The organism is Pyxidicoccus xibeiensis, assembly GCF_024198175.1.
In the GTDB taxonomy this organism is placed as follows: domain Bacteria; phylum Myxococcota; class Myxococcia; order Myxococcales; family Myxococcaceae; genus Myxococcus; species Myxococcus xibeiensis.
Map to the genome: position 1 here is coordinate 202,102 of NZ_JAJVKV010000004.1, position 24,462 is coordinate 226,563.

Annotated in this window: 18 protein-coding genes and 2 riboswitches; of the genes, 2 read left to right on the top strand and 16 right to left on the bottom strand. The window is 73.1% G+C overall.

The genetic code is table 11. The features are described 5' to 3' along the window. Positions 1–10 precede the first annotated feature (10 nt). Together LXT23_RS18635 and LXT23_RS18640 are read left to right on the top strand one after the other, a co-directional pair. Positions 11–355, top strand: coding sequence for a histidine triad nucleotide-binding protein (locus tag LXT23_RS18635; protein ID WP_253981550.1), 345 nt, complete (start codon positions 11–13; stop codon positions 353–355). A gap of 143 nt (positions 356–498) precedes the next feature. Beyond that, the gene (locus LXT23_RS18640; protein ID WP_253981551.1) at positions 499–1,269 is read left to right on the top strand and encodes a YoaK family protein; all 771 of its coding nucleotides are present in this window, start codon (positions 499–501) and stop codon (positions 1,267–1,269) included. Position 1,270: 1 nt separating this feature from the next. On the opposite strand, the gene LXT23_RS18645 is transcribed toward LXT23_RS18640, so the two are convergent. The 16 genes from LXT23_RS18645 to LXT23_RS18720 form a co-directional block, all read right to left on the bottom strand. Next, positions 1,271–3,550 carry a spermidine synthase gene (locus tag LXT23_RS18645; protein ID WP_253981552.1) on the bottom strand — a complete coding sequence of 760 codons (2,280 nt, stop codon included), beginning with the start codon at positions 3,548–3,550 and terminating at the stop codon, positions 1,271–1,273. A 24-nt stretch (positions 3,551–3,574) separates the two neighbouring features. Continuing rightward, positions 3,575–5,269, bottom strand: coding sequence for a carbon starvation CstA family protein (locus LXT23_RS18650; protein WP_253981553.1), 1,695 nt, complete (start codon positions 5,267–5,269; stop codon positions 3,575–3,577). A gap of 132 nt (positions 5,270–5,401) precedes the next feature. After that, positions 5,402–6,184, bottom strand: coding sequence for an ABC transporter ATP-binding protein (locus tag LXT23_RS18655; RefSeq protein ID WP_253981554.1), 783 nt, complete (start codon positions 6,182–6,184; stop codon positions 5,402–5,404). Between the two features lie 4 nt (positions 6,185–6,188). Beyond that, the gene (locus tag LXT23_RS18660) at positions 6,189–9,692 is read right to left on the bottom strand and encodes a serine/threonine-protein kinase (RefSeq protein ID WP_256560949.1); all 3,504 of its coding nucleotides are present in this window, start codon (positions 9,690–9,692) and stop codon (positions 6,189–6,191) included. 90 nt (positions 9,693–9,782) lie between these two features. Beyond that, positions 9,783–11,471: an FHA domain-containing protein gene (locus LXT23_RS18665; RefSeq protein WP_253981555.1), complete on the bottom strand. Its 1,689-nt coding sequence runs from the start codon at positions 11,469–11,471 to the stop codon at positions 9,783–9,785. Between the two features lie 154 nt (positions 11,472–11,625). Then, the gene (locus tag LXT23_RS18670; protein ID WP_253981556.1) at positions 11,626–12,150 is read right to left on the bottom strand and encodes a QcrA and Rieske domain-containing protein; all 525 of its coding nucleotides are present in this window, start codon (positions 12,148–12,150) and stop codon (positions 11,626–11,628) included. Beyond that, the gene (locus tag LXT23_RS18675; RefSeq protein ID WP_253981557.1) at positions 12,147–12,890 is read right to left on the bottom strand and encodes a cell surface protein; all 744 of its coding nucleotides are present in this window, start codon (positions 12,888–12,890) and stop codon (positions 12,147–12,149) included. The genes LXT23_RS18670 and LXT23_RS18675 overlap by 4 nt, the downstream gene beginning before the upstream one ends. Beyond that, positions 12,887–14,188, bottom strand: coding sequence for a hypothetical protein (locus tag LXT23_RS18680; RefSeq protein WP_253981558.1), 1,302 nt, complete (start codon positions 14,186–14,188; stop codon positions 12,887–12,889). Before LXT23_RS18680 ends, LXT23_RS18675 begins: the two co-directional genes overlap by 4 nt. Positions 14,189–14,392: 204 nt before the next feature. Next, complete coding sequence (locus LXT23_RS18685; RefSeq protein ID WP_253981559.1) at positions 14,393–15,148, bottom strand: cell surface protein; 756 nt, start codon at positions 15,146–15,148, stop codon at positions 14,393–14,395. Further along, positions 15,145–16,656 (bottom strand): hypothetical protein, encoded by a 1,512-nt coding sequence (locus LXT23_RS18690; protein WP_253982359.1) that lies wholly within the window; start codon positions 16,654–16,656, stop codon positions 15,145–15,147. Before LXT23_RS18690 ends, LXT23_RS18685 begins: the two co-directional genes overlap by 4 nt. A gap of 141 nt (positions 16,657–16,797) precedes the next feature. Continuing rightward, positions 16,798–17,009, bottom strand: a riboswitch (cobalamin riboswitch). Between the two features lie 46 nt (positions 17,010–17,055). Continuing rightward, complete coding sequence (locus LXT23_RS18695) at positions 17,056–18,093, bottom strand: FecCD family ABC transporter permease (protein ID WP_253982328.1); 1,038 nt, start codon at positions 18,091–18,093, stop codon at positions 17,056–17,058. 394 nt (positions 18,094–18,487) lie between these two features. Beyond that, on the bottom strand, positions 18,488–18,868 hold the full coding sequence (locus LXT23_RS18700; RefSeq protein ID WP_253981560.1) for a hypothetical protein: 381 nt from the start codon (positions 18,866–18,868) through the stop codon (positions 18,488–18,490). A gap of 135 nt (positions 18,869–19,003) precedes the next feature. Next, entirely contained in the window at positions 19,004–19,882 is an 879-nt protein-coding gene (locus tag LXT23_RS18705) for an ABC transporter substrate-binding protein (protein WP_253981561.1), read from the bottom strand. A 72-nt stretch (positions 19,883–19,954) separates the two neighbouring features. After that, the gene (locus tag LXT23_RS18710; RefSeq protein WP_253981562.1) at positions 19,955–21,577 is read right to left on the bottom strand and encodes an MXAN_6577-like cysteine-rich protein; all 1,623 of its coding nucleotides are present in this window, start codon (positions 21,575–21,577) and stop codon (positions 19,955–19,957) included. Next, positions 21,552–23,570 carry a TonB-dependent receptor plug domain-containing protein gene (locus tag LXT23_RS18715; protein WP_253981563.1) on the bottom strand — a complete coding sequence of 673 codons (2,019 nt, stop codon included), beginning with the start codon at positions 23,568–23,570 and terminating at the stop codon, positions 21,552–21,554. Before LXT23_RS18715 ends, LXT23_RS18710 begins: the two co-directional genes overlap by 26 nt. 59 nt (positions 23,571–23,629) lie before the next feature. Continuing rightward, positions 23,630–23,866: riboswitch (cobalamin riboswitch) on the bottom strand. Between the two features lie 6 nt (positions 23,867–23,872). Further along, on the bottom strand, positions 23,873–24,400 hold the full coding sequence (locus LXT23_RS18720) for an FHA domain-containing protein (protein ID WP_253981564.1): 528 nt from the start codon (positions 24,398–24,400) through the stop codon (positions 23,873–23,875). Positions 24,401–24,462: the final 62 nt, after the last annotated feature.

Sequence of the window (24,462 nt, forward strand, 5' to 3'; positions counted from 1 at the left end):
CCCGGCAGTCATGTCCGACTGCCTCTTCTGCAAGATTCGCGATGGCCTCATCCCGGCCCGGGTGGTGTACCGCGACGACACCTGCCTGGCCTTCGAGGACATCAATCCCCAGGCGCCCACACACCTGCTCTTCATCCCGCTCAAGCACATCGCCACGGTGAACGACATCACCTCGGAGGACCGGGAGGCGGTGGGACACCTCTTCACCGCCGCCGCCAAGGTGGCCCAGCAGCGCGGCCACGCCGACAGTGGCTACCGGGTGGTGATGAACACCCAGCGCGACGCCGGGCAGACGGTGTTCCACATCCACCTGCACATGCTAGCGGGGCGCCCGCTGCTGTGGCCGCCAGGCTGAGCCCTTCCGGCCTTCCTTCGAGCCCGCCTGCCCTGCCCGGCCATTGACCAGACGGCCGGGCGGGATGACGGTGCAGGACGCCGCGCCGCACCCCACCCGCACGGGTGCTAGCCTCGTGTCGCCGCACGCCGCGTCCCGCCGCCATGCCTTTCAGTTCGCAATCCTCGCCTCGCAACCGCCGCGCCTACACGCTGCTGTCCCTGCTGCTCGCGGGCGTGGCGGGCTCGGTGAACGCCACGGGCTTCGTGGCGCTCGGGCTCCACACGTCCCACATGTCCGGGAACATGGCCATGATGGGCGAGTCGATTGCCGCGCGGGACTGGGGCATGGCCACGCTGGGGGCGCAGGTGCTGCTGTCGTTCCTGGCGGGGGCGGTGGCCGCGACGGCGCTGCTCGAGGCCTCGCGCCACCGCTCGCGGGGACGTCATGCGCCGGCGCTGCTGCTGGAGGCCATCATCCTGGGCGGCATCGGCCTGTGGCTCGTGTCCGCGCCGGCCCGGCGCGAGCCGACCGTCATGTGGTGCCTGTCCTTCGCCATGGGGCTGCAGAACGCGCTCGTCACCCGGGTGTCCGGCGCGGTGGTGCGCACCACGCACATGACGGGCGTCCTCACCGACATCGGCATCCAGCTGGTGCAGATGTTCGCCTGGGTGCGTGACGGCGCCCGGGGCCACGGGGTGCGCGGCGTGCTGCGGCAGGTGCGCGAGCTGCCCTCCGCCATCCAGTTCGAGCGCACCCGGCTGCACCTGGGGCTCGCCTTCGCCTTCCTCTTCGGGTGCACCACCGGCCCGCTGCTCTTCCTCCAGTACGGCCCGGCCATGCTGGGGCTGCCGTGCGCGGTGCTGATGCTGCTGGTGGCGCTCGACGTGAGCCCCGCCGCCCAGCCCGAGACGGGCGTCACGCCGCGCGCCTGAGTCAGTCCGCCGCGGGCCCGGCCACGCGGCCAGGCCCCGGAGGCCCGGAGGGCGCCTCCACGTCCTTGACGTTGTCCGAGGGGCCGTCGCGCCGGAGCACCCGCAGCACGCTGCTCAGCTCGTCCGTCCAGGTGAAGTCCGGCTCGCCGCGAAGGCCCAGGCGGCGCACCCGCACGCTGGCGTTGGTGAAGCTGGGGCCCCAGGAGAACTCGCGGTCCGGGCTCAGCAGCATCCAGTTGCTGCGCAGCGCGTCCCCCTTCGTCTCCTGGAGGACGTAGGCCGCGTGCAGGCCCAGCGTTCGCGCGTGCGCCAGCGTCACGGGGACGAGGTCCAGGTGGACGTTGCTGATGTGCAGCGCCAGCACGCCATGCGGCGCCAGGTGCTCGCGGTAGAGGGCCACCGCCTCGCGCGTGAGCAGGTGCACCGGGACGGCGTCCGAGGAGAAGGTGTCCAGCGCCAGCACGTCGAAGCGCTGGGGCTCGCCGCGCTCCAGCTCCTGCTCCAGGGAGATGCGCGCGTCGCCCTCCACCACCTCCACGCGCCCGGGGCTGTCGCGCAGGTAGCTGAAGTAGCCACCCTCGCCTTCCGCCAGGGAGATGACGGCCGGGTTGATTTCGTAGAAGCGGCCGTAGTCCCCGGCCGCGAGCAGCGCGGCGCTGGTGCCCACGCCCAGCCCCAGCACGCCCACCCGCAGGCCCGCGGGCTGGCCCACCGCCTCGCGCAGCCGGCGCTGCTCGGCGATGGCGAGGCCCAGGCCGGACTCCTCGGTGAAGTAGGTGGTGGGCCGCGAGCGGCGCTCGGGGGCGACGTACTGCCAGCCGTGGGTGATGGCGCCATGGCGCAGGCTGTAGAAGTGCGCCGCCGGGTCGTCCGCGTTCTGCTCCATGACGCGCACCACGCCGAAGAAGTTGCGGGCGTTGTAGCGCGCGCGGCCCGCCTCCTGGCCCACGGTGAGCACCAGGTTCCCCGCGACGATGGCGAGCATCGCCCCGCGCAGCATGCGCCGGATGCGCAGGCTCCGTGACTCGTCCGCGGCCGGGCGCGCCATGCCCACCAGGGACACGACGCAGCACACGCCCAGCGCCAGCGGGTACTCCCAGTAGGCGTGGAAGAGGGCGGTGGCCGCGACGCTGACGAAGAGCCCGCCCAGGACGCCTCCGGCGGACACCCACAGGTAGAAGGCGCTCAGGTGGCGCGGCGAGGGCCGGAGCCGGTACAGCTCGCCGTGGCACACCATGCAGCCGGCGAAGAGGGCCGTGGAGTACGCGATGAGCTGCACGGCGAGCGGCGTATGCGGCCCGGCCGTCTGCGCGTGCGCCACCCCCGCCCCCGAGGCGATGAGCAGCACTCCGCACAGGGCGCGCGAGTAGAAGGACTCGCGCGCGAAGGCGAGGATGAAGGTGACGAGGTAGACGGCCAGCGGCAGCACCCAGAGGAAGGGCCCCGCCGCCACGTCCTGCGAGAGCTGGTTCGTCGTGGCCAGCAGCAGCACGGAGGCACACGCGCTGAGCCCCAGCCACTTCAGCGTCTGGCGGACGTCGGGGCGGGGCTCCGGCGCCACGTCCACGCCCTGCGCCCCGGCAGCCGTAGCGCCTGCCGCCGAGGTGTCCACGGGCACGGCCTGCGCATCCGCCAGGGCCCCCGCCGCCGCACCCGCGACGGAAGCCGCTCCCCCGCTGCGCAGCACATCCACGGCGCACACCGCGCACGCCCCGGCGAAGAGGACGAAGCCCACGCCCCAGCCCCACGCCTGTGCGCCGCGCCCCACCCACGGCTCCACGAGGAACGGGTAGCCCAGCAGCGCCAGCAGCGAGCCCACGTTGGACAGCGCGTAGAGGGGATACGGCGAGCGGCCCGGCCGCGCGCGGGCGAACCAGGACTGCAGCAGCGGCCCGGTGGTGCTCAGCACGAAGAACGGCAGGCCGATGGTGGCCGCCAGCATCGCCAGCAGCCGGGGCACGGGCAGCTCCGTCCCCACCGGCCGCCACTCCGGCCCGGGCGCCACCGGAGAGCCCGCCCACAGCGCGCGCGCGCCCAGCACCGCCACCGCCACCGCGAGCACGCCCAGGTGCACCCGCGCCTGCGTGCGCGGCGCCAGCCGGGACGCGAGCCCGTGCGCGTAGGCGTACCCGCCCAGCAGCGCCACCTGGAAGAAGAGCATGCACGCCGTCCACACGCCGGGCGTGCCGCCGTACCACGGCAGCGCATAGCGCCCGGCCAGCGGCTGCACACCGAACAGCAGGAAGGCGCTGGTGAAGATGGCCAGGGCGTATCGGAACATGGAGGACCCGGAGGGGCGACGAGGTCAGACGGCGGGCGCGGCGGCCTGGGGACCACTGCCCCGGGAGAGCAGGGCCCGGGCGCCCGCGGTGAACAGGGACAGGGCCAGCGCCAGCAGTACCACGGCCACCACGCCGTTGACGCGCGCCGCGGTGGCGCTGCCCGGCAGCAGGGCCTCGCGTATCTGGAGCACCAGGCTGGAGAGCGTGACGGCCCCCACGAAAATCATGGGCACCAGCGCGTAGATGTACGGCCGGCTCGTGCGCTTCAGCCACACGCAGATGCCCAGCAGCGACAGCGACGCCAGCAGCTGGTTCGACGTGCCGAACAGCGTCCAGAAGGAGCGCCACGCCCCGCCGCCCGCGAGGAGGACGAAGGCCAGCGGCACGCCGCACGTCACCGCCGTGCCCACCATCGCGGCCAGCTTCCCCTTCCGGCCCGACAGCTCCTGGAGGATGTAGCGCCCCAGCCGCGTGGACACGTCCAGCGTGTCGAACACGAAGGTGGAGAAGGCCATGGCCCCGAAGGTGGTGGCGATGACCAGGTACTCCTTGCCCAGCACCGTGACGATGAAGCGCCCCAGCCCGGCGCCGTACACCGCGCCCGGGGCCTTGCCCGTCAGCTCGCCCCTGGTGGCAATCATCACCGTGGCCAGCGCGATGAGGGCCACGAAGCCCTCCAGCAGCATGGCCCCGTAGCCCACCGGCTTGCAGTGCGGCTCCTTGTCTATCTGCTTCGACGTGGTGCCCGAGCACACCAGCCCGTGGAAGCCCGAGCACGCGCCGCAGGCAATCGTCACGAAGAGGAAGGGGAACAGCGCGCCCGTGGCGCCGGGCACGTTGAAGCCCGCGAAGGCCGGCTGCTGGATGGACACCTCGCCGGTGAAGCCTCCGTAGAAGATGCCCACCACGCCCACCGCCAGCGCCGCGTAGAGGACGAAGCCGCCCAGGTAGCCTCGCGGCTGCAGCAGCAGCCAGACGGGCGTGAGCGACGCCACGAAGCAGTAGGCGAGGATGAGCGCCGCCCAGCTCTTCGCGTCCATCACCAGCAGCGTGGAGAAGCGCGTCCCCAGCCACACCACGCCCAGCGTGGCCGGCACGAAGATGAGCGTCTGCAGCCACAAGGGCGGCTTGAGGAAGCGGTCCACCAGCCCCATCACCATGGCCAACAACAGATAGGCGATGGAGGCGAAGGCCACCGCGCCGCCGGGGTTGAAGCGGAAGGTGAGCCCCTCCAGCTCCGCGTCGCCGCTGACGAACGTCGCGGCGGTGGCGTCCGTGAAGGCGACGATGACGTAGACGAGCGCCACCCAGATGAAGGCCAGCATGGCCAGGCCCGCCGTGGGCCCGAGGTGGCTGCGCACCACCTCCGCGATGGAGACGGCGCCGTGCCGCACGCTGGCCACCAGCGTGGCGAAGTCATGCATGGCTCCGATGAACACCGAGCCCACCGCAATCCACAGCAGCGCGGGCAGCCAGCCGAACTGCTGCGCCGCGAGGATGGGCCCGGCGATGGGGCCCGCCGCGGCGATGGCGCTGAAGTGCTGCCCCAGCAGGTAGAAGGGCTTCGTGGGCACGAAGTCCACGCCGTCCTGCCGGGTGTGCGCGGGCGTGGTGGCCGCCCCATCCAGCCGGAACTGCCGCGCGATGAAGCTCCCGTAGAAGCGGTAGCCAAAGGCCAGCAGCACGAGGAACACGGCGGCTATCAGGGGCAGACTCATACCCACAGGGTTTCCCGCTCTGGGACGTCCGGTCAACTCCCTGACTTCCAGGAACGGCGGGCAGGCAGCCCGGCGCCCGCCAGGCGGAGGCACCGCCGGCCCCAACACCGCGAACCGCCAGGAGGGTCGGGGTCAGCGCGCCGGGGCCCGGGGCGCGAAGAGGCGCGCGCCCGAGGGCGAGAGCGCCGTCTCCATGGGCAGGCCGTAGAGGGACTCCAGGGCGCCGCGCTCCAGCACGGTGTCCACGGGCCCCCTGGCGAGCACCTGCCCGTCCCGCAGCAGCAGCACGTGGGTGGCGAAGGCAGCGGCGAGGTTGACGTCGTGCAGCACCGCCACCGCGCCCAGGCCCGCGTCCACCCGGGCGCGCACGCGGGCCAGCGTGCCCACCTGGTGGGCCACGTCCAGGAAGGCGGTGGGCTCGTCGAGCAGCAGCAGCTCCGGCGCCTGCACCAGCCCGCGGGCCAGCAGCAGCATGCGCCGCTCGCCCCCGGAGAGCGCATCGCCGGGGCGGTCCGCCAGGGACGCGACGCCCAGCTCCTCCAGCACCGCGCGCGCCAGCGCCACGTCCTTCTCGGAGGGCAGGCCCCACAGCCCCAGGTGCGGGTTGCGGCCCATCAGCACCAGCTCCAGCCCGCTGAAGCCCTCGGCCGATTCGATGGTCTGCGGCACCCACGCCACCCTGCGGGCCAGCTCGCGCGGTGACCAGGCGGCGCGCTCCTGCCCCAGCAGCCGCACCTCGCCACGCACCCAGGGGCCCACGCCCAGCACCGCGCGCAACAGCGTGCTCTTGCCCGTGCCGTTGGGCCCGAGCACCGCCCACAGCTCTCCGGGGCGCACCTCGCAGTCCACGCCATGCAGCACCGGACGCGGCCCGTAGCCCGCGAGCAGCGCCCGGGTGACGAGCAGCGGCTCCACGGGGTTACTCCAGCTCCTTCTGCTTCGCGAGCAGGTCCCTGCGCATCCCCTTCACCTTGCGCAGCGTCTCCGTGTCGTTGTCTTCGCCCGCCGCCTCCACCTCGTCCTTGATGTCCGCGTGGCGGTTGCACCAGAGGCCCAGGGAGACGCAGGAGTGCCGCGCCTTGAGCTTCGTGAAGAGCGCGTTCGTCTCGCGCCACTCCTTCTGCAGCGGCGTGAGCTCCTTGGCGCGGGGCGCGGGGGGCCGCGGCTTCTTCGCGGGCGCCACCCGCTTCACCTGCGCCTGCGCCTGCGCGGGAGGCTTCGGCGAGGGCGGCGCGAGCAGGAGGTCGGACTCGCCAATCTCCTCCTCCGCCGCGGCGACGGGAGCCGATGGGGCCACGGGAGGGCTCGTCGGCTCAACCGTCCCGGTCGGCTTCTGTCCGTTGCGTGCGGCCTCAGCCACCTTGGCGGACGGAGCACCCTCGGGGGCCCCGGCCTCTTCGGCCCGGGCGCCCTCGGGAGTCCCCGCGGCCTCGGCGGAGGCGGCAGGAACTGCCCGGGTATCGCCTCCAGGCCCTTCTCCCGGCGGGGTGGGCGGCTCGAGGTCGGCCTTGCCCGCCTGCGGGTTGGCGGCGCCGGGAGCGTTCTTCAGTGGAGTCGAGGACGGCTGGCGCGACGGGCCTGGCGGCACGGGGAGCGGCAGGCCCTCGGGCAGCGCCAGGTCCAGCCCCATCGACGTCCGCAGCGCGGGGCTCAGCGCCAGCGTCAGGATGGCGCCCGCCAGGAGCACCAGCCCCAGCCCCACGGCCACCCACGTCGACCTCATGCTCCGCTGGGGCGCGGCGGGCATGGCGGTGCGGCGGGTGTCCTCTCCAGGCCGGCGCGCGGGTGACTCGGAGCCCGGGCGAACCGGGAAGCTCGTGCGGCGCGTCTCCTCCGACGGCGGAAGGGATATGCGGACGTCGTCGTCCTCGTCCTCGTCCTCCTTCGCGGGCGCGGGCGCGGGCGCGGGCCGGACGGCGGAAACAGCGCCGGTGCGGCGCGTGGGGCCGGGCATTCCCGGCGAGGAGGCGCGGACACGCCGTGCCCCCGTCCTCGGGCGGCCCGGTGCGGACTTCTCCTCCTGCTCACCGTCGACACCCTCCACGTCGCGCAGGAGCGCCTCGTCCAGCACCACGCGAGGCTGCGTGTCGTCGTGCCGCTGCTGCACGCGCGGGTCGGTGTCCCCATCCCGCGCGACGCGGGGCTGCGTGTCGTCGTTCCGCTCGACGCGCGACGGACGGGCGGCACGCGGCTGCGTGTCCATGTCGGCGGGGCGCCCCGCCTCCAGGTGGCCCATCTCCTCGGGGGTGAGGACCGGCAGCTCCGCCCCGGCCCAGTCACCCGGAGCGTCGTCCGCGGCGGCTTCCGCTTCGGACTCGGGCACGCCGGGCACCACGTCCAGTTCCGCCGCGGACGGTGCCACCGCGAGCGAGCCCCGGGACGGCGTCGCGCCCGCCGGAGGCTGCGCCACCGCGGGCATCCCCATGACCGAGGCGGTGCGAGGTGGCGTCGCGCCCGCCGGAGGCTGCGCCACCGCGGGCATCCCCATGACCGAGGCGGTGCGAGGCGGCGTCGCGCCCGCCGGAGGCTGCGCCACCACCGCGGGCATTCCCGTCAGCGAGGCGGTGCGAGGCGGCGTCGCCCCCGGCTGCGCCATGGTGACGGCGGGCATCATCACCGCCCCCGTGCGCGCAGGCACAGCGGCCGGAGCCGGCGCGAAGCCAGGCGCCGGCACCGGAGCCACGGCCGTCACCGGACGCGAGGGCATCACCGCCGGAGCGATGGCCGGGGGCGGCGCGGGAGGCACGGGTGCCGGCGGCGGAGGCACGCGCGTGCTCACGAAGGCGGCCGGAGGCGGAGGCGGCGGGCGCGGCGAGGACGCGGGCGCCATCGGTGGCACGGGGCGCGGCGCCTGGGTCTCCGTCAGCGACGCGGGCAGCGGCTCGGCCCTGGGGTCCGTCGACTCCGCGGGGGGCGGGGGGGGCGCGTCCTCCCACGGCAGCTCCCGAGCCGCCTCGAGCGAGATGCTGGGCATGGCCAGCTCGGTGGGGCGGAGGTCCGCGGCCACGGCGCGCGGCTCTGGCGGCAGGGCCTCGGACGGCAGCGCCGCCATGGGGACTTCGCGCGTCTGCGAGGGCGGACGGGGCTCGGGCGCCGGCTCGGCGGGCGGACGGGCATAGGCCTCCGGCCGCACCTCCACCGTCGACACCGCCGTCTCCTGCTGGCGGGCGGCGCGCACGCGCGCCTCCTCCTCCAGCGCCTCCATCGGGAAGGCGGGCCGGGTGGACTCGTCCACCATCACCCCGGGGCGCGTCTCGCCGTCGCTCACCGGGCCACTGCCCTCGCGGCTGCGCGGGGTGGGATGGAAGGACAGCGCCTCCACCGGGCCATCCAGGCGGATGGTCTTCGGCGGCAGCAGCGCCTGCATCATCGGCCGCGAGGCCAGCCCGTCCTCCGGCGTCCCCTCACCGGCGGGCATGCGCGGCACTTCCTTGAGGGTCGCCAGCAGCCGGCGCTCGGACTGGAAGTCGGCGGCGAACAGCTCGCGCATGAAGCGGCTGACGCTCTCCGGGCCGGCGCTCGGGTCGATTTCCATCAGGCAGGACTGCAGCCGCCCGCGGAACTCCTCCGCCGTCTGGAAGCGCTGCGACGGGTCCACCGCCAGCGCCTTGGCCACCAGCGCCGTCACCACGCGCGGCGTGAGCGGCTCCACCTCGTCCAGCGGCGCAATCTTCGGGTTGGCCACCACGGACATCAGCTCGCCCGGGTGCACGCTGTCGAAGGGGTTCTTCCCGCAGATGAGCTCGTAGAGGCACAGGCCCACCGCGTACAAGTCACTGCGCCGGTCCACCGGCTGGTGCCGCGCCTGCTCCGGCGACATGTAGAGGAACTTGCCCAGGATGATGCTGGGGTTCGTCTTCGCCGCCGACAGCCGGCTCTTCGCCAGCCCGAAGTCGATGACCTTCACCTCCCCCTCGTAGGAGATGAGGATGTTCTGCGGAGAGATGTCGCGGTGGACGAGCCGCAGTTCCTCCCCGTCGTCATCCTTCTTGCGGTGCGCGTAGGCGAGCGCGTCCAGCACCCGGCCCATGGTGTAGAGGATGAAGGTGAGCGGCAGCGGCACCTGCCTGTCGCGCACCCGCGCGCCCACCTTGCGCAAATCCTTGCCGTCCACGTGCTCGAGGGCCATGTAGGCCTCGCCCTCGTGCAGCCCCATGTCCAGCACCTGGGCGATGGAGCCGTGGCTGAGCCGCACCAGCGTGCGCGCCTCGCCCACGAAGCGCTCGACGAAGTCCGTGTCCGCCGCGAGCTGGGGCAATATCTTCTTGATGACGCACAGCTTCTCGAAGCCCTGCGCGCCCTCCAGCCGGGCCAGGTAGATCTCCCCCATGCCGCCCGTCGCCAGGTGCGACAGGAGCGTATACCGGCCAAAGGGCTGGGGCCGGAAGGGTCTCAGCCGGGCGGGTTGGGTGGAGGCGTTCATGCGGTGTGGGGAGGCACCCCGGGGGCGGGAAGCGCATTGAACCCCGTCCTGGCCGGTTCCATCAACCCGTCAACCGGCCGCGAGGGGTTTTCACCGCAGCCCGGGGTTGGTGAGGGCGCCCATGTCCTCTTCAATCACCTCGAAGGCGGCCATCCGGTCCTTGGGGGGCCGCAGGAGCCGCTCCCCGAGGGGCTGGACGTCGAAGCGGGCCCCCACGGAGGCCAGCACCTTGCCGGTGATGAGCACCTGACCGGGGTTCCCCGTAGCAGCCAGCCAGCCGGCCACCCCCACCCCTTCGCCCACGGCCGTGTAGTCCGAGCGCACCTCGTTGCCGATCATCCCGACCAGGGCGCGGGTGGTGTGCAGGGCAAGGCGCAGCTCGCAGCGCTCGTCCTGGGGGTGCCGGCTCATGGCCCGCTCCCAGTCGGCGCGCAGGGCCAGCGCGGCGCGCACCGCGCGCACCGCGTCCTCGCCCTTGGCGTAGGGCACGCCGAAGAGGGCGCGCATGGACTCGCCCAGGAAGCCCTCCACGGTGGCCTCGAAGCTGAAGACGATGCCGGTCATCCGCGAGTGGAACTCGTTGAGCACCAGGGAGGCCTTGGCCGCACCCAGCTTCGTGGCCAGGGCGGAGAAGCCCACCAGCTCCGCGTGCAGCACGGTGAGGGCGCGCTCCTCCAGGCCGGGCAGGCGGCCGCCCTGGCGCTGGGCCTCGGTGGCGCGGCGCTCGGCCACGTCCGGCGGGTGGAAGCGCCCCAGCGTGCGGCGCATCCGCTCCGTGGCGGGAGAGCCCTCCCTGGGGGCGAACTTCTGCACGCCGGTGGCCACCAGGTGCGCCACGGCGGTGCACGCGTCCAGCATCACCTCCAGGCTGGTGTCACCCTTGGCGGCGGCGTTGAAGTAGAGGACGCCGGCGAAGGGCGGCTCGGTGCCGATGGGGATGCACAGCACGCGGTCCACGCCGTAGAGGATGACGCTCTCGCGGCCCGCGAAGCGGCGGTCGTCGCGCACGTCGCCCACGGCGATGGCGCGGCCCTGGCGCAGGGCCTCCTCGACGATGGCGTCCGACACGGGCACCTCGCCCTTGGCCAGCTTGCCCCGGTGGCGCACGGCGGCGGGCACCATGGCGCCCGACGAGTGCTTGAGGAGCACCACCGCGGTGGTGGCGTCCGTGCGCTCCAGCAGCCGGTCCATCGTCGTGTCCAGGAAGCCGGACAGCGAGGTGGCCGAGGACAGCGCCTCGGCGGTGCGGAACAGCATCACCAGCGTCTCGTGGCCCACGCGCGGGCTGGCCGTGGCGGGCAGCGGCGAGGCCGAGGAGAAGGTGTCGTCGAAGGAGACGGGGCCCACGTTGTCCAGCAGGCGCAGCACGTCCGCGTCCTTCACGTTCCTCGCCAGGAGGACGGAGCCGCCCACGTCCTGCCCGTGGCCGAAGCGCACCACCCCGCCCGCGCCCAGGTCCACCATCTCCGTGGCCGCGCTCTCCACGGTGTTGGGCTGGCGCACGCCCAGGGTGTTCTCCCCCAGCGCCACCATGTCCCCGGGCGCCAGCTGCCGCGAGCCCTGCAGCGGCGCGCCGTTGACGCGGCTGCCGTTGCGGCTGCCCAGGTCCTCGATGCGCAGCACGTCACCTTCGACGTACAGGCGCGCGTGCCGCCGCGAGACGAGGTCCCCGCCGAGGACGATGTCGTTCTCGTCCGCACGGCCGAGACTCGTCACGCCCTCGGGCAGATCGTAGGACGTGTCGAAGTAACCGGGCCCGTTGATGATGATCTGCCACATCGAATGCCCGACATTACACGACTCTCCCGACTCATGAGAGAAGGAGACAGCCCTCTGTCACGGCCGGGTGCCAACCCGGACTGGTGGCAAAGGGTTTTGCGCCGCGTCATGACTGGCAGTACGTCCCTGGCGCCCTGGACGGGGCGGCGCGGACTCAGCGGGGCCGGTGGAGGAAGAGCGAGTCCCCTGCCCTCACGGCCTTGAAGGTGGCGAGCGGGCGTGTGGCCGGCCCGTTGAGCACGCGGCCGTCCTCGGCGAAGCGCGAGCCGTGGCAGGGGCACTCCACCACGCCCTCCGCGGGCCGCCAGCCCACGGCGCAGTCTCCGTGGGTGCAGATGCGCCAGAGCGCCGCGTAGCAGCCGGGCCGGGTGTGCACCACCACCACGTCCAGCAGCGCCTGGGGAACGCGGACCTCGGCGTGGCCCCCCGGCTCGCGCAGCGCGGGGTGGTCCGCGAGCCGCACCTCCACCCAGCCCTCCTCCGGGGTGCCCGGCGTCCCGTCACAGGCCGCGCCCGGCGCTCCGCCGGCATCCGGAGCGTCGAGCACGATGGCCTCCCGCCACTCCCCGCCGCACCCGGCCCCGACGGCGGCCAGGGCGCAGGTGCCCTGCAGCAGGGTGCGGAGCGCGGTGCGGCGGTCCACATCCTTTATATGCGGGGAAGGCGGGGGCCGGCTCACGGGCTGGGCCTCTGCAGGGACTCGCCGTTCACCACGGCGACGGCGTCCAGGTCGAAGCCGCCGGCCGTGTCGCCGTAGCGGTTGTTCCCGCTGTCGGTGATGCGCACGTAGCGAGCGCGTGTGAGCCCCACGGTGGCCAGGTCGAACGAGTCACCCCCCGCCACGGCGGGGTCCGTGGCGCTGACGCCGTTGGCGGGGTTGGCCTGGACGGTGCGCACGCCGGCACAGCCCGGGTAGCCGCCGGCCGCGTCGGTGGAGGCGCAGGCGAAGTCGTGGAAGGTGACGCCGTCCTCGCTCACCGACACCCTGCCCGTCTCCGTGTAGGTCGCTCCGCCTGGCAGCGCGAAGGCGTTCTCGAAGACGAGCAGGTCCACGCCGGGCCCGTCCACCAGGCCCACGTCGTCGAAGCGCAGGGTGATGGAGCCGCCGCGGCCCAGCGACAGCACGTCGAGCGAGCCATTGTCGGGGCCCGCGCCCGTGGGAGGCCCGAGCACCACGCCGGGGAAGAGGTCCTGTCCGAAGCCGGCGCCTTCGCCGGGCGCGAAGGAGACCACCGCGTCGGCGTACGGGTCCGCCGGGCGGCTGCCCGCGTCCGTGCCGCTGTCGGGAGTGCCCGCGTCCGTGCCCGGCCCCGCGTCGGGGGTGGCGGGCGCTTCCGTCTCGTCACCGCAGGCGGACAGGGCCACGAGCACGGCGAGCGCCGCGCCCCGGAGAAGAAGGCTGGAGCCGCGCGAGCTCATGGCGCCTGCTGGAGACGCACGAGGCGGCGGCCGTTCTTGTCACGCAGGCCCACCAGCAGGTCCGGGCCCAGGGGCGCCATCAGCACCACGGAGGTGCACTGGTCCGCATAGGCGAGCACGGGCTCGCGGTCGCCAATGGCCACGTCACTGATGCCAATGGTGAGCGAGTAGCGCGACAGGTCCGTGGAGATGAAGTTGTAGTTCGAGTCATAGCCGCCGCGATTGAGCACCACTCCGTCGCCGAAGGCCGCCGCGCCGTTGAAGTCACTGCCCGCCTCGAACTTCGGCTGGGTCCCCAGCGCGATGGGCGTGCCCGAGGAGATGGCCTCGGACACCTTCGCCGGAGCCACCGCATGGGCCTGGTTCACGTAGGACGGGGGCGTGGCATAGCCCAGCACCACGATGCCATTGCCCGCCACGGCGGTGATGCCACTCGCGCCAGCCTCGGCGGGGAACGACGCCACCTTCGCCGTAGGGAACCGCTCGGCGGAGGTCACCAGGGCGTAGACGCCCAGGTCTCCGGACGTCGAGCCGAGACCGCCGCCATTGACCAGCAGCGCGGTGGAGACGTCGGACGTGATGGCCGCGGCGGAGAAGTTGCGCGGCGCCGAGACATGGGTCGACGCAGCGGGCGTGGCGAGGTCATGGACGGCAATGGAGCCCGTGGGCTGCATCGCATCCGTGGTGTACCCGGTGAAGAGCCGCTTGCCATCACTCACGAGGTAGCCGCTCTGGAACACCCTGGCGGTGCCGGTGCGGTCCGCCTCGGAGACCACGTCCTGGAGCTTCGTGCCTTCGGACTGGAGGGCAGGCCAGATGCCCAGCGAGTACAGGGCCGCGGTGGCGCCGCTGCCGCGCACCGCATAGAGCGTATAGGTGGGCCCGGGCGAGGCCGCCACGGCCAGGACGTCCTCCCTCAGCGCGACGGACTGCCCCACCTGGAACCCCGTCTGGAGCTGAAGGGTGCCCAGCGTCGCGTCATGGGTGGCCGTGACACACGGGTCTCCCGCGTCGGTGCCCGCGTCGGTACCCGCGTCCGTCCCGGCGTCCGTGCCCGCGTCCGTCCCGGCGTCTGTTCCGGGCTGGGAGCCGTCGTCGATGGGCACCGTCTCGCACTTCTCGTCGCGGCACGTCCACCGCTCGCCCTCGGGCGGCTGGCCGTTGTCGTTGCGGCAGTCGAACGCGTCCGAGCACTCGGAGCTGCATCCCGCGGAGCCCAGGGCAAGCATGAGGGTGGCCACGGCGAACGCAGCGGTCCTCGTCCAGGGGGATGTGGGCTTCAGGTTGGCGGTCTTCATTGACGTCCTGCCTCCTCTTCCGCCTCTTCGGGCGGATGGGGCCTCGCGTCCGGGAGCAGCGACGGAGGCCTCGGTGGAATCACTGCACGACGCTCGGGTATCGAGGGCGTCGCGTACCACGGCCCCCCGCCACGTCCACCTGCTCTCGGGTGCAGGCCGCACGCGCCGTGTGGCGGAGCGAGCAAAGACGTGGCGGGAGCCGGCTCACGGCGTGGTTCCCTGGAGGGACACGCCATTCACCACGGCGACGGCGTCCAGGTCGAAGCCGCCGGACGTGCCGCCGTAGCCATTGTTGCCGCTGTCGCGGATGCGCACGTAGCGGGCGCGGCTCAGGCCGACGGTGGCCAGGTCGAAGCCGTCACCGCCCGCCACCGCGGGGTCCGTGGCGCTGACGCCATTGGCCGGGTTGGCCTGCACGGTGTGCACGCCAGCACAGCCCGGGTAGCCGCCAGCCGCGTTGGCGAAGGCGCAGGGGAACTCGTGCCAGGTGACGCCGTCGTCACTCACCGCGACCACGCCACGCTCGGTGAAGTTGAGCCCGGTGGTCACGACGTAGAAGGCGTTCTCGAAGACGAGCAGGTCCACGCCGGGCCCATCCATCACCGCGGTGTCGGTGAAGCGCAGGACGATGGAGCCCGAGCGGCCCAACGAGAGCACGTCGAGCGAGCCCTGGTCCGGCCCCACGCCCACGGGAGCCCCGAGCACCACGCTGGGGAAGCGGTCCTGCCCGAAGCCCGCGCCGAAGCCGGGGGTGAAGGAGACGACCTCGTCCGCATACGGGTCCGCGGGGTCGGTCACCGGGTCGACCACCGGCTCGGTGGAGTCGTCCGTCGGGCGCTCATCCTCCGGCTCGCGCCCCGGGTCCGTCACGGGAACGGGGGCGTTCTCCTCCGGCTCCCCACCGCAGGCGGTGAGCCCCACGAGCGCGACGAGCGCGGTACTCCAGAAGCGCGCGCTCATGGCGTCACCCGGATGCGCACGAGGCGGCGGCCGTTCTTGTCGGACACGCCCACCAGCAGGTCGGAGCCGAGCGGCTCCAGCGCGACCACCGAGGTGCACTGGTCCGCATAGACGAGCACGGGCGTGCGCTCGCCGACGGTGACGGACTGCCCTTCATTCGCGTGCGCCAGCGCGTAGCGCGAGACGTCCGTGGAGACGAACTCGAAGTTCTCGTTGTAGCCGCCGCGCTTGACCACCACGCCCGAGCCGAAGGCTGACGCGGCGTTGAAGTCGCTGCCCACGGTGAGCAGCTGCTGTGAGCCCAGGTCCACCGGCGTGCCAGAGGTGAGGGCCTGGGTGATCACGTCGCGAGCCACCACGCGGGCGCGGTTGGAGAAGTCGGCGCTGCTGGCGAAGCCGAACAGCGCGATGCCGTTCTGGCTCACGGCGGTGAAGCCGCTGGCAGCAGCCTCGCCCGTGGCGAAGCTGGCCACCTTCCGAGGGGTGAAGGGAGTGGTGGACGTCACCAGCGCGTAGATGCCCAGGCCCGCGGACACAGTGCCCAGGCCGGCTCCATTCACCAGGAGCGCGGTGGTCTCACCGCCGGAGAACGTCACGGCGGTGAAGTTGCTCGGCGCGGAGACGTAGGTCGAAGCGGCGGGAGCCTCGAAGTCATACACGGCCACGGAGCCGGGGAACCCGGGCCCCGAGGTGGTGTATCCGGCGAAGAGCCTGCTGCCGTCGTTCGCCATGTACCCACCCGCGAACACCACGGCCGTGCCGGCGCGGTCCTGGGGGGAGACGATGTCGTAGAGCTTCGTGCTGGAGGGCTGCAGGTCGGGCCAGGTGCCCAGCGAGTACATGGCGGCGTTGGTGCCCATGCCGGCGCCACGCACCGCATGGAGCGAGTAGACGGGACCGGGCGAGGCCGTCAGTGCCAGGACCTTGTCCGGAAGCGGAGCGGACTCCAGCGCCTCGAAGCCCGGCTGGAGGCTCAGCGTTCCCAGCTTCGGGTCATGCGACGCGATGGCGCACGGGTCCGAGCCTGCGTCCTCGGGTCCTGCGTCCGGGCTGCCTGCGTCCTCGGGTCCTGCATCCGGGCTGCCTGCGTCCTCGGGTCCTGCATCCGGGCTGCCTGCGTCCTCGGGTCCTGCGTCCGGACCGCCCGCGTCCTCGGGGCCTGCGTCGGTGCCCGCGTCCTCGGCGCCCGCGTCAGAACCGGCGTCCTCGGTGCCAGAGTCCGTGCTGCCTGCATCGCTGCCAGCATCCGAGCTGCCCGCGTCCACGACACCGGCATCCGTGCCGGCGTCTCCCGTCGGAGGCGGCTGCACGGGAACGGTCTCACACTTCTCGTCGCGGCAGACCCACTGCTCGCCCGGGGGCGGCTCGCCCTTTTCGTTGCGGCAGTCGAAGGAGTCCGTGCACTCGGGGCCACAACCGGTGGCGCCCAGTGCGAGCGAGAGCGTGCCCACGACCAGCGCGGCGGCCCTCCTCCAGGGTGGTGTTCGATTCGTCTCAGCGCTCTTCATCTGCGTCCCAGTCCCTCTCCGCCCCCACGGGCGGGTTGGGCCTCCAGGGAGGGATGCGGACGAAGGCAGGGCCCGGGCGCATGCGCGCACGTAGCTGGACGCCTCCGTCGCCCCCCCTCGGAGGCTTCGGTGATGTCCGTGCACGTGCACGGGTCTTCGGCAGGTCTTCGGACTCACAGGCTCGGGAGCCCTGGCGGGCGCCCACCTACTGGCCGTCGCTTCCCAGCCCGAAGGCCAGTGCTCAACGTGACGGCGGTCGTTCCTGTTCACCGCTGCGGGGCAGTCCCGGATTCACACCGGGTTCCCTTGAGCCCTCGCGATTTCACGAGGGCACCGAGGACGCGCGGGGAAGTACGGCGGGTAGAGGGCAATGTCAATGCTCCGACATGGCGCACCCGGTCACACTGTGCTCAGCCTCACGCGGCGCCGCAAAAGGACGAGAAAGAGCGGTCCTCCGAGGAGCGCGGTGACGACGCCGACGGGAAGGTCCTGGTTGAAGAGCGGGTAGGCCAGCCGCGCCAGCAAATCCGAGAGCAGGAGGAACGCGGCGCCGCCGAGCGCGGACAGCGGCACCAGCAGCCGCTGGTCCGGACCGAAGACCAGCCGCAGCAGGTGCGGGACGATGAGCCCCACGAAGCCGATGAGCCCCGTCAGTGCCACTGCGCCAGCCACGCTGACGCTGGAGACCAGCAGCAACCATCGGCGGGTGGCCGCCACTGGAACGCCCAGCGAGGACGCGTCGTCATCCCCGAGAGACAGGAGGTTCAGCCGGCCGGACAGCGCCCACATCGCGGCGAGCGCGCCCGCCTGGAGGAGCGCGGACAGCACCAGGGTGCCGCCGCGCTCGTAGCCCAGGCTCCCCACGAGCCAGTAAAGGATTTCGCCGAGCCGGTTCGGCTCGGACAGCGTCTTGATGAGGGTGATGGCGGCGGACGCGAAGGAGTTGAAGACCACCCCGGTCAGCAGCGCGGCGTAGGGCGTCCTCGCGGCGCCCCGGCTGGCGGAGAGGACGAAGAGGATGGAGGCCCCCGCGCCGAGGAAGGCGAACAGCGCGGGCGCGGACAGGCGGGTCAGCGCGCCGTCCAGGCCGGGGGCCACCTCACCCACGGTGCCCAGCCCCACGGCGATGGCCACCGTGGCACCGAGCGCCGCGCCACCGGAGACACCGAGCACGAACGGGTCGGCGAGCGGGTTGCGCAGGAGGCCCTGGAGCGTGGTGCCCGAGGCGGCGAGACCCGCGCCGACAATCGCGGCGAGCAGCGCGCGCGGCAGGCGCAGCGACCAGAAGATGACGGCGTCCGAGGACGCGGGCTCCCCCAGCGCGGCGGTGAGCGAGATGGGCTGCTCGCCGAAGCGCACGGCCATGGCGAAGGAGACGAAGGCCAGCGCGAGGAAGCCGCCGAGCAGCGCGAGGGCACGCGAGGCCCGGAAGCCCATGGCGCCGCGAGCGAGCTGCCTCCCCGTGTCCGTCACGGAGCGCCCCTCCCCTCGCCCGGAGCGACGGTGTCGGACTCAGACCACGCGAAGGGCGTGCACCGGAACGGCGGCGCTCGCCTGGACGGCCCGGCTGCTGGAAGGAACGTTCCTTCCACGCCGCGGCCTGCCTCCCGAGCCTGGAAGGAACATTCCTTCCACCCGGGACCCGACTCCCGGCGGTCTTCGGCAGGCCCCCTGCGTGTCCCGGGGGTGGATGCGGTCCCGTCACCTCGTAGGTAGAAAGTCCCCATGACGATGAGCACGGAAGCCCCGGCCGCCCGTTCCGGGCAAGCCCCCGAAGCGCCGCTGAGCACCCAGGCGCCGTCACCGTGTGCGAAGCAGGCGCCCATGCCGCTCACTGCTTGGGCCGCATGAGGACGTAGCGCCGGGTGCTGCCATCCACGTCGACGGTGGCTACGACGCGCCAGCCCTCCGCACCGAGCTGCTGGAGCTGCGCGAGGTCCGTCTCCGGGTCCTCGCGGCGCAGGAAGGTGTACTCCACGGCCTGCACGGGCGGTGGCGCGGAAGGAATGGGAGCAGGCGTCGCGGCGGGCGCGGGGGCCTCGACGGGTGCGGGCTTGCGCCTGGAGGCAGGAGGACGGGCTGGAGTCGACGAGGGCGCGGGAGTCACGGCGGGTGCCGGAGGCGTGGCCTGGGCGTGGGCGCTGCGAGGCGACAGCGAGGCACCGAGGAGGAGACCAGCGGGGACGAGGAGGAGCGCGAGGCGGCGGAGCATGGGCGGGGGACCCCAGGGCGAAGACCCGGACGCATCTACTCCGGCCGTCATCGCCCCGAAAGCCCTCTGCATACCGGCCCGTCCGGAAGCTCACCTCGCACCTCGGCTCGGAGACGGAATGAACCGCGGCGTTCCTCACGGCGCCTTCGCCGGCTCCGGGTGCAGCAGCTTGAACAACTCCTCCAGCCCGCGCCCCAGCGACGGGCCGGGCTGCAGCAGCGCCAGCGACGGCACCTCCACCCAGCGCGCCTCCGCCAGTCCCGGCAGGGCGCGCAGCTTGTCCTTGCCCACGTCCACGTCCGCCGCATCCACCACCACGTCGGGCCGGGCCCGCACCGCGCGCTCCACCGAGTACACCGGGTACGCGGAGCCCGCGTCCGCCGCCACGTTGACGCCGCCCGCGTCGCGCAGCAGCTCGTGCGCGAAGGAGCCAGGCCCGGCCACCACCAGCGGCTCGAAGCCATAGGCGAACAGCACCCGCGGCGCGGGGAGCTTCTTCGCGGCCTCGCGGATGCGGGTGCGCGTGGCCTCGATGCGAGTGACGACGGCCTCCGACTCCTTCTCGCGGCCCAGCGCCCGGCCCACCGCGCGCATGGCAGCCAGCACATCCGTCACGGAGTGCAGCGGCAGCAGCAGCACGGGCACGCCCAGCTCCGCCATCTTCTCCACGGGCCGCTGGTTCCCCGGCCCCGGCTGCACCAGGACGAGGTCCGGCTTGAGCGCCACCACCGCTTCCACGGAAGGGTCGGTGAAGCCGCCCACGCGCGGAAGCTTCTCCACCTCCTTCGCCTCGTCGAAGCGGGACACGCCCACCAGCGTGCTCCCTGCGCCCAGGGTGAGCACCATCTCCGTCAGCGACGGCGCCAGCGTCACCACGCGCCGCACCTTCGCCGGAGCCGGCGGGCCCAGCGTGCGGGGCCCCGAGTGCGTGGGGGCACTGGCCGCGTCCGCCACACCCGCGACGAGACACAGCACGGCGGCAATCACGACCAGCCCCACGGGGCGAGGACTCACGTTCATCTTCACGGCGGGCTCACCTTCGAGACAGTCACGGCGACAGAGGGGACGAAGCAAGGACGGACACCTTCACGGCAGCGCGGTGAGGTCGATGGCATTGGACACGGTCCGCCGGGGGTCCACGGGGCACGCCTCCAGCGCGGGGCCCTGCGCCTGGGGCGAGGTGAAGCCCCGGCGCTCCACGAGCTGCCCATCTCGCACCTCCACCACGAAGACGCGGCCGGCGTTGGTGTCCCCCAGGTACACGGCGCCACCCGCCACCGCGAAGCGGCTGGCCACGGCGATGCGGCAGCCCGGGGTGCCGGGCTCGCAGCCCGAGCGAAGCGCATACGACGCCACGGGCACGTCGTCCTTCACCAGCACCAGCCCGGTGGCACGCACGGCGCTGGCGCTGTGGCCCGTGGAGGAGTCGTAGAGGGCCTCGCCCAGGCAGGCGACCACGAGCTGCCCGTCTACCGCCTCGACATAGCCCGCGTTGAGACAGTCCGAGGCGCCCAGGTCGATGGCGCTCACCCCACCGTCCGCCGGGTCGATTTTCGCGAGCATGCCCGGGCCGTTGGGCAGGTAGTTGTTGAAGGGGTTGAGGTTGGTGAGCGCCACGTACACGCCCGCGTCCGTCGCCGTCGCCGAGTACGGCAGCGGCAGCACGGTGCCACCATCGAAGGACTTCAGGTCCAGGCCGGTGAGCGGAAGCGTGTCCAGCGCGCGCGGCTGCTCGGGGTTGGAGACGTCCACGCGGGCCACGGCGTTGCCCTTCTGCCAGTTGCTGCCGGCGGTGCCGAACAGCGGAATGTAGAGAGCGCTGCCCCACTTCGTGACGGCCTGCGGGCTGGTGTTGGTCCCCAGGTTGAGCTGCGCCACGGTGCGCAGCCCCAGGCCGCCCCCCTGGGCGGGGCCCTCGCGCTTGAGCACCTGGAGCGTGTTGTTGATGGAGTCGACGACGTAGACGTACGGCGGGTCCACGAAGATGTCGTTGGGGGAGCTGGCCACCGAGCCCAGCGAGTCCTCCTCCACCACGCCGCCCAGCTCACCGCCCGCGGCCTGGAGCAGCTTGGAGTTCGTCGCGTCCGCGGCGAGCACGAAGCCCTCCCACGCCGCGAGCGTCTGCACGCCCGAGCCGAACTGGCGCCGGGGCCCCAGCCGGTCCGTCCCCGCCTGGATGCCCACGAGCTGCCCGTTGGTGTAGCAGGCCGTCACCACGTCATACGCGCACCGGCCCGCGTGGCACGACTGCACGTCCGGGCACGCGTTGCCACAGGCGCCGCAGTTCAGCACGTCCGCCTGCCCATCCACGCAGGAGCCGCCACACCGCAGCAGCCCCGCCGAGCACCCCTCGCGACACGTCCCCGCCTCGCACACCTGCCCGGCGGCGCACGCCTTGCCGCACGCGCCACAGTTCGCCACGTCACTCGCCGTAGCGACACAGGCCCCACCGCACTCCTCCGTGCCGGAGCGACAACCGCAAGCACCGTCCTGGCAGGTCTGACTGGCGCCGCACGCGCTGCCACAGGCCCCGCAGTTCGCGGTGTCACCGCTCAGGTCCACGCAGGCGTCGCCACAGACGGTGAGGCCCGAGGTGCACACCACGCCCTCGTCCGGACACCCGGTGAGCACCAGGCCTGTCAGCATCACCACGGCCGCGAGCCACGGGCGCGAAAGGAACAGCTCAGGGAGACGGGGCCAGCGCGGCATGAGGCTCCTGGGGAGTGGAGGAGGTGGAAGTCGGGGCGTCGTCCCGGTCGAACGCCACCGCGAGCGTCACGTAGGCGGCGCGGCCCGGCAGCGGGAAGCCGGTGAAGTCGAAGGCCCGCACGTCGAGGAGGTTCTTCACCTCCACGGACAGCGTCAGCTCCGGCGCGCGCAGGAAGGTGCTGGAGGCTCCCGCGCTCAGCAGCGTGCGCGAGGGCAGGTCGAGCGTGCCGGTGCGGTTGGTGAGCTGCGACGTCTGGTAGAGCACCTCGGTGCGGGCGTTGAGCCAGTCCGGGCCCGCGCGCACGCGCCCCACCCACTTGTGGCGCGGGCGGTACGGCAGGTCCTTGCCGAAGAAGCGCGGGTCTCCGAAGCGGTTCTGCGTGCGCAGCCACGTGTAGCTGGTGCTCGCGGCCAGCCACGGGAGCGGCCTCGCCTCGCCCTCCACCTCTACGCCCCACACGCGCGCGGCGTCGAAGTTGTAGGGACGCGCCAGCAGCGGCGGATACAGCTCGTACGCAATGAGGTTCTCGTACAGCGCCGCGAAGCCGCCCACCGTGGCGCTCCACCGCGGCTCCTCTTCACCCGAGCGCCACAGCACCGCCGCGTCCGCGTACAGCGCGCGCTCGGGCTTCAGCCCCGGGTTCGGCAGCAGCGTGCCCTGGCGGATGTAGAGCTCCAGGAAGGACGGCGCGCGGTGGGACTGGCCCGCGTTGGCGCGAAGGCCGAAGCCGCCGCCGAGCGCCACGGACGCGCCCAGCTTCGGCGACAGCAGCCAGTACGGGCCCACGCGCTCCAGCCGCAGCGAGGGCACGACGTCCAGCGTGCCGCCGAAGAGGCGCACCTCGTCCATGGCCATGACGCTCGCGCGCCACCAGGAGGCGGACTGCGCGTCCAGCGCCTCGGTGACGGCCTCACCGGAGGTGGCCACGGTGACGGTCAGCGTCTGCGCGGTGCCCAGGGGCCCGCGGCCCTCCAGCTCCACGCCGCCCACCGAGTGCCGCTGCCTTCCGCCCGCGCCCGCGATGCTGCCCGTCACCTCCAGCCCGTCACGCTGGAAGAAGCCCCGCGCGCTGCCCTGCCCCACCGTGCCGAGCGCGCCCGACCAGCGCAGCCCCAGGGCCAGCCGGCCCAGCTCCTGGTTGCCATTGGATTGGGGGTTCTGCACCGTGCCGGGAATGGCGCGGTCCTCCAGCGACAGCTCCGCGAGCGTGTCCAGCCGCGAGCCTCCGGGCAGCCGGCGCCGGTAGCGCAGCAGCGCGCCGCCTCCGCGAGCGTCGTTGCGCGCGCGCAGCTCCGAGGTGAGCGGGTTGTCGTCCACCGCGGGCAGCTCGTCGAGGTCGTACGCGAAGTCCCCGTCCGAGCGCCCCGCATGCACCAGCAGCAGCGCCTGCCCCTCCAGCAGCGGACCCGACGCGGCCACGTGGCCCAGCAGCGTGTCCCAGCTTCCGTACGTCACCTCGCCGCTGGCGCGCAGCCGCGAGCCGGGCGCGCGGGTGATGATGTTCACCGCGCCGCCCAGGCCTCCCGAGCCGTAGCGCGCGCCCGCGCCGCCGCGCAGCACCTCGAAGCGCTCCACCAGCGCGGCGGGAATCTGCGACAGGTCCGCCATGCCGCCCGCGCCATTGAGAGGGATTCCGTCCAGGAACACGAGCACGCCGTTGGAAGACGCGCCGCGCACGACGAGGCTCTTGCTCTGCCCGTACCCGCCCGAGTCCTGCACCGCCAGGCCCACCGAGCCCACCAGCAGCTCCGCCGTGTCGCGGGCCTCTCCGGCGCGCTCACGGGCGTCGATGACCGTCATCGCGCCGGTGGGGTCCCTGCGCTCCGGAGACTCGGGAGGTGGCGGCGTCTTCCCGCGGACGACGGTGGTGCGGGGAGGCTCGGGCGCGGGCTCGGCGGCCACGTCCGGTGTCCCGGCGTCCTGGGCGCGCGCGAGGAGCGGAGTTGTGAGCGCCAGGCAGGCCACGGGCCCGGCGAGGAAGGTCCACCGCATGCTCCGCCTTCCGCTCTCTCCATCGAAGAGAGAAGGCCACCCGCCCGTGCCGTTTCACGACACGGCCGCACCCTCGGGCAGGTCTCCTGGCTGACGGGCTCCGGAGTCAGGCGCACACCGCGCCATTCCGGAAGGGGCCTTCCACCTTCCCCTGGAGCACGCTGCCAGGGTGGCGACTGCCGAAGTTCCCGGCCCTGACCTCAGGGCTGCCCGTTCACAGTGGCGGGACCGCGCCGGATTCGCACCGGCTTCCCTCTTGAAAGCCCGACATGGGCACCCAAGGGCGCACCCCTTCTAGGGGGTCACCCCCTACGCGTCAAGCGCACCGGGGAGGGCTGGAAGTACGAGCGGACGTACTCCTCGAAGGCACATGGCTGGAGGAAGAGCACCTCCACGCCCCCCAGCCGCAGCGAGGCCCGGCGGAACAGCGGCGCCGGCCGGCCGGGGCAGATGAGCACGCCGTTCTGGTACGTGCCGTTGTGGCTGCCCAGGTCCGTGACGCTCCACACGCCGGTGTGCGGCTCCTGGCGGAAACGCGCGTGCATGCGCGACACGGTGGGCTCGGCCAGCACGATGTCGCACTCGGGGCCACGGCCCACCGTCACCTCGGGTGAGGCACCGCACTGGCGCGGGTGGGCCACGAAGACGATGGGCTCCACCGAGCCGGGCTGGGGCCGGCGCCCCGTGTGGGTGAGGCCCTCCGAGCGCATCACCGGGAGCAGCTGCGCGGGTGCGGACTCCCACACCAGCACAGGCCCGCTCACCGTGCGCAGCGCGGTCTCTCGGTCGGCCCGGAACTGGGAGGCCAGGGTAGAAAGGCGATGGAGCACGAGGACGCTCCTCCGGCGCGAGGCGAGCGGGCGGAACCTGTGCACGGGGGTTCCGCGCGGAC

Excerpts from the sequence above, each read along its gene's own strand:
- LXT23_RS18645 (WP_253981552.1), bottom strand. The coding sequence starts at position 3,550 with ATGTTCCGATACGCCCTGGCCATCTTCACCAGCGCCTTCCTGCTGTTC.
- LXT23_RS18640 (WP_253981551.1), top strand. The coding sequence starts at position 499 with ATGCCTTTCAGTTCGCAATCCTCGCCTCGCAACCGCCGCGCCTACACG.
- LXT23_RS18690 (WP_253982359.1), bottom strand. The coding sequence starts at position 16,656 with ATGAAGAGCGCTGAGACGAATCGAACACCACCCTGGAGGAGGGCCGCC.
- LXT23_RS18665 (WP_253981555.1), bottom strand. The coding sequence starts at position 11,471 with ATGTGGCAGATCATCATCAACGGGCCCGGTTACTTCGACACGTCCTAC.
- LXT23_RS18650 (WP_253981553.1), bottom strand. The coding sequence starts at position 5,269 with ATGAGTCTGCCCCTGATAGCCGCCGTGTTCCTCGTGCTGCTGGCCTTT.
- LXT23_RS18685 (WP_253981559.1), bottom strand. The coding sequence starts at position 15,148 with ATGAGCGCGCGCTTCTGGAGTACCGCGCTCGTCGCGCTCGTGGGGCTC.
- LXT23_RS18715 (WP_253981563.1), bottom strand. The coding sequence starts at position 23,570 with ATGCGGTGGACCTTCCTCGCCGGGCCCGTGGCCTGCCTGGCGCTCACA.
- LXT23_RS18695 (WP_253982328.1), bottom strand. The coding sequence starts at position 18,093 with ATGGGCTTCCGGGCCTCGCGTGCCCTCGCGCTGCTCGGCGGCTTCCTC.
- LXT23_RS18635 (WP_253981550.1), top strand. The coding sequence starts at position 11 with ATGTCCGACTGCCTCTTCTGCAAGATTCGCGATGGCCTCATCCCGGCC.
- LXT23_RS18710 (WP_253981562.1), bottom strand. The coding sequence starts at position 21,577 with ATGCCGCGCTGGCCCCGTCTCCCTGAGCTGTTCCTTTCGCGCCCGTGG.
- LXT23_RS18675 (WP_253981557.1), bottom strand. The coding sequence starts at position 12,890 with ATGAGCTCGCGCGGCTCCAGCCTTCTTCTCCGGGGCGCGGCGCTCGCC.
- LXT23_RS18700 (WP_253981560.1), bottom strand. The coding sequence starts at position 18,868 with ATGCTCCGCCGCCTCGCGCTCCTCCTCGTCCCCGCTGGTCTCCTCCTC.
- LXT23_RS18660 (WP_256560949.1), bottom strand. The coding sequence starts at position 9,692 with ATGAACGCCTCCACCCAACCCGCCCGGCTGAGACCCTTCCGGCCCCAG.
- LXT23_RS18680 (WP_253981558.1), bottom strand. The coding sequence starts at position 14,188 with ATGAAGACCGCCAACCTGAAGCCCACATCCCCCTGGACGAGGACCGCT.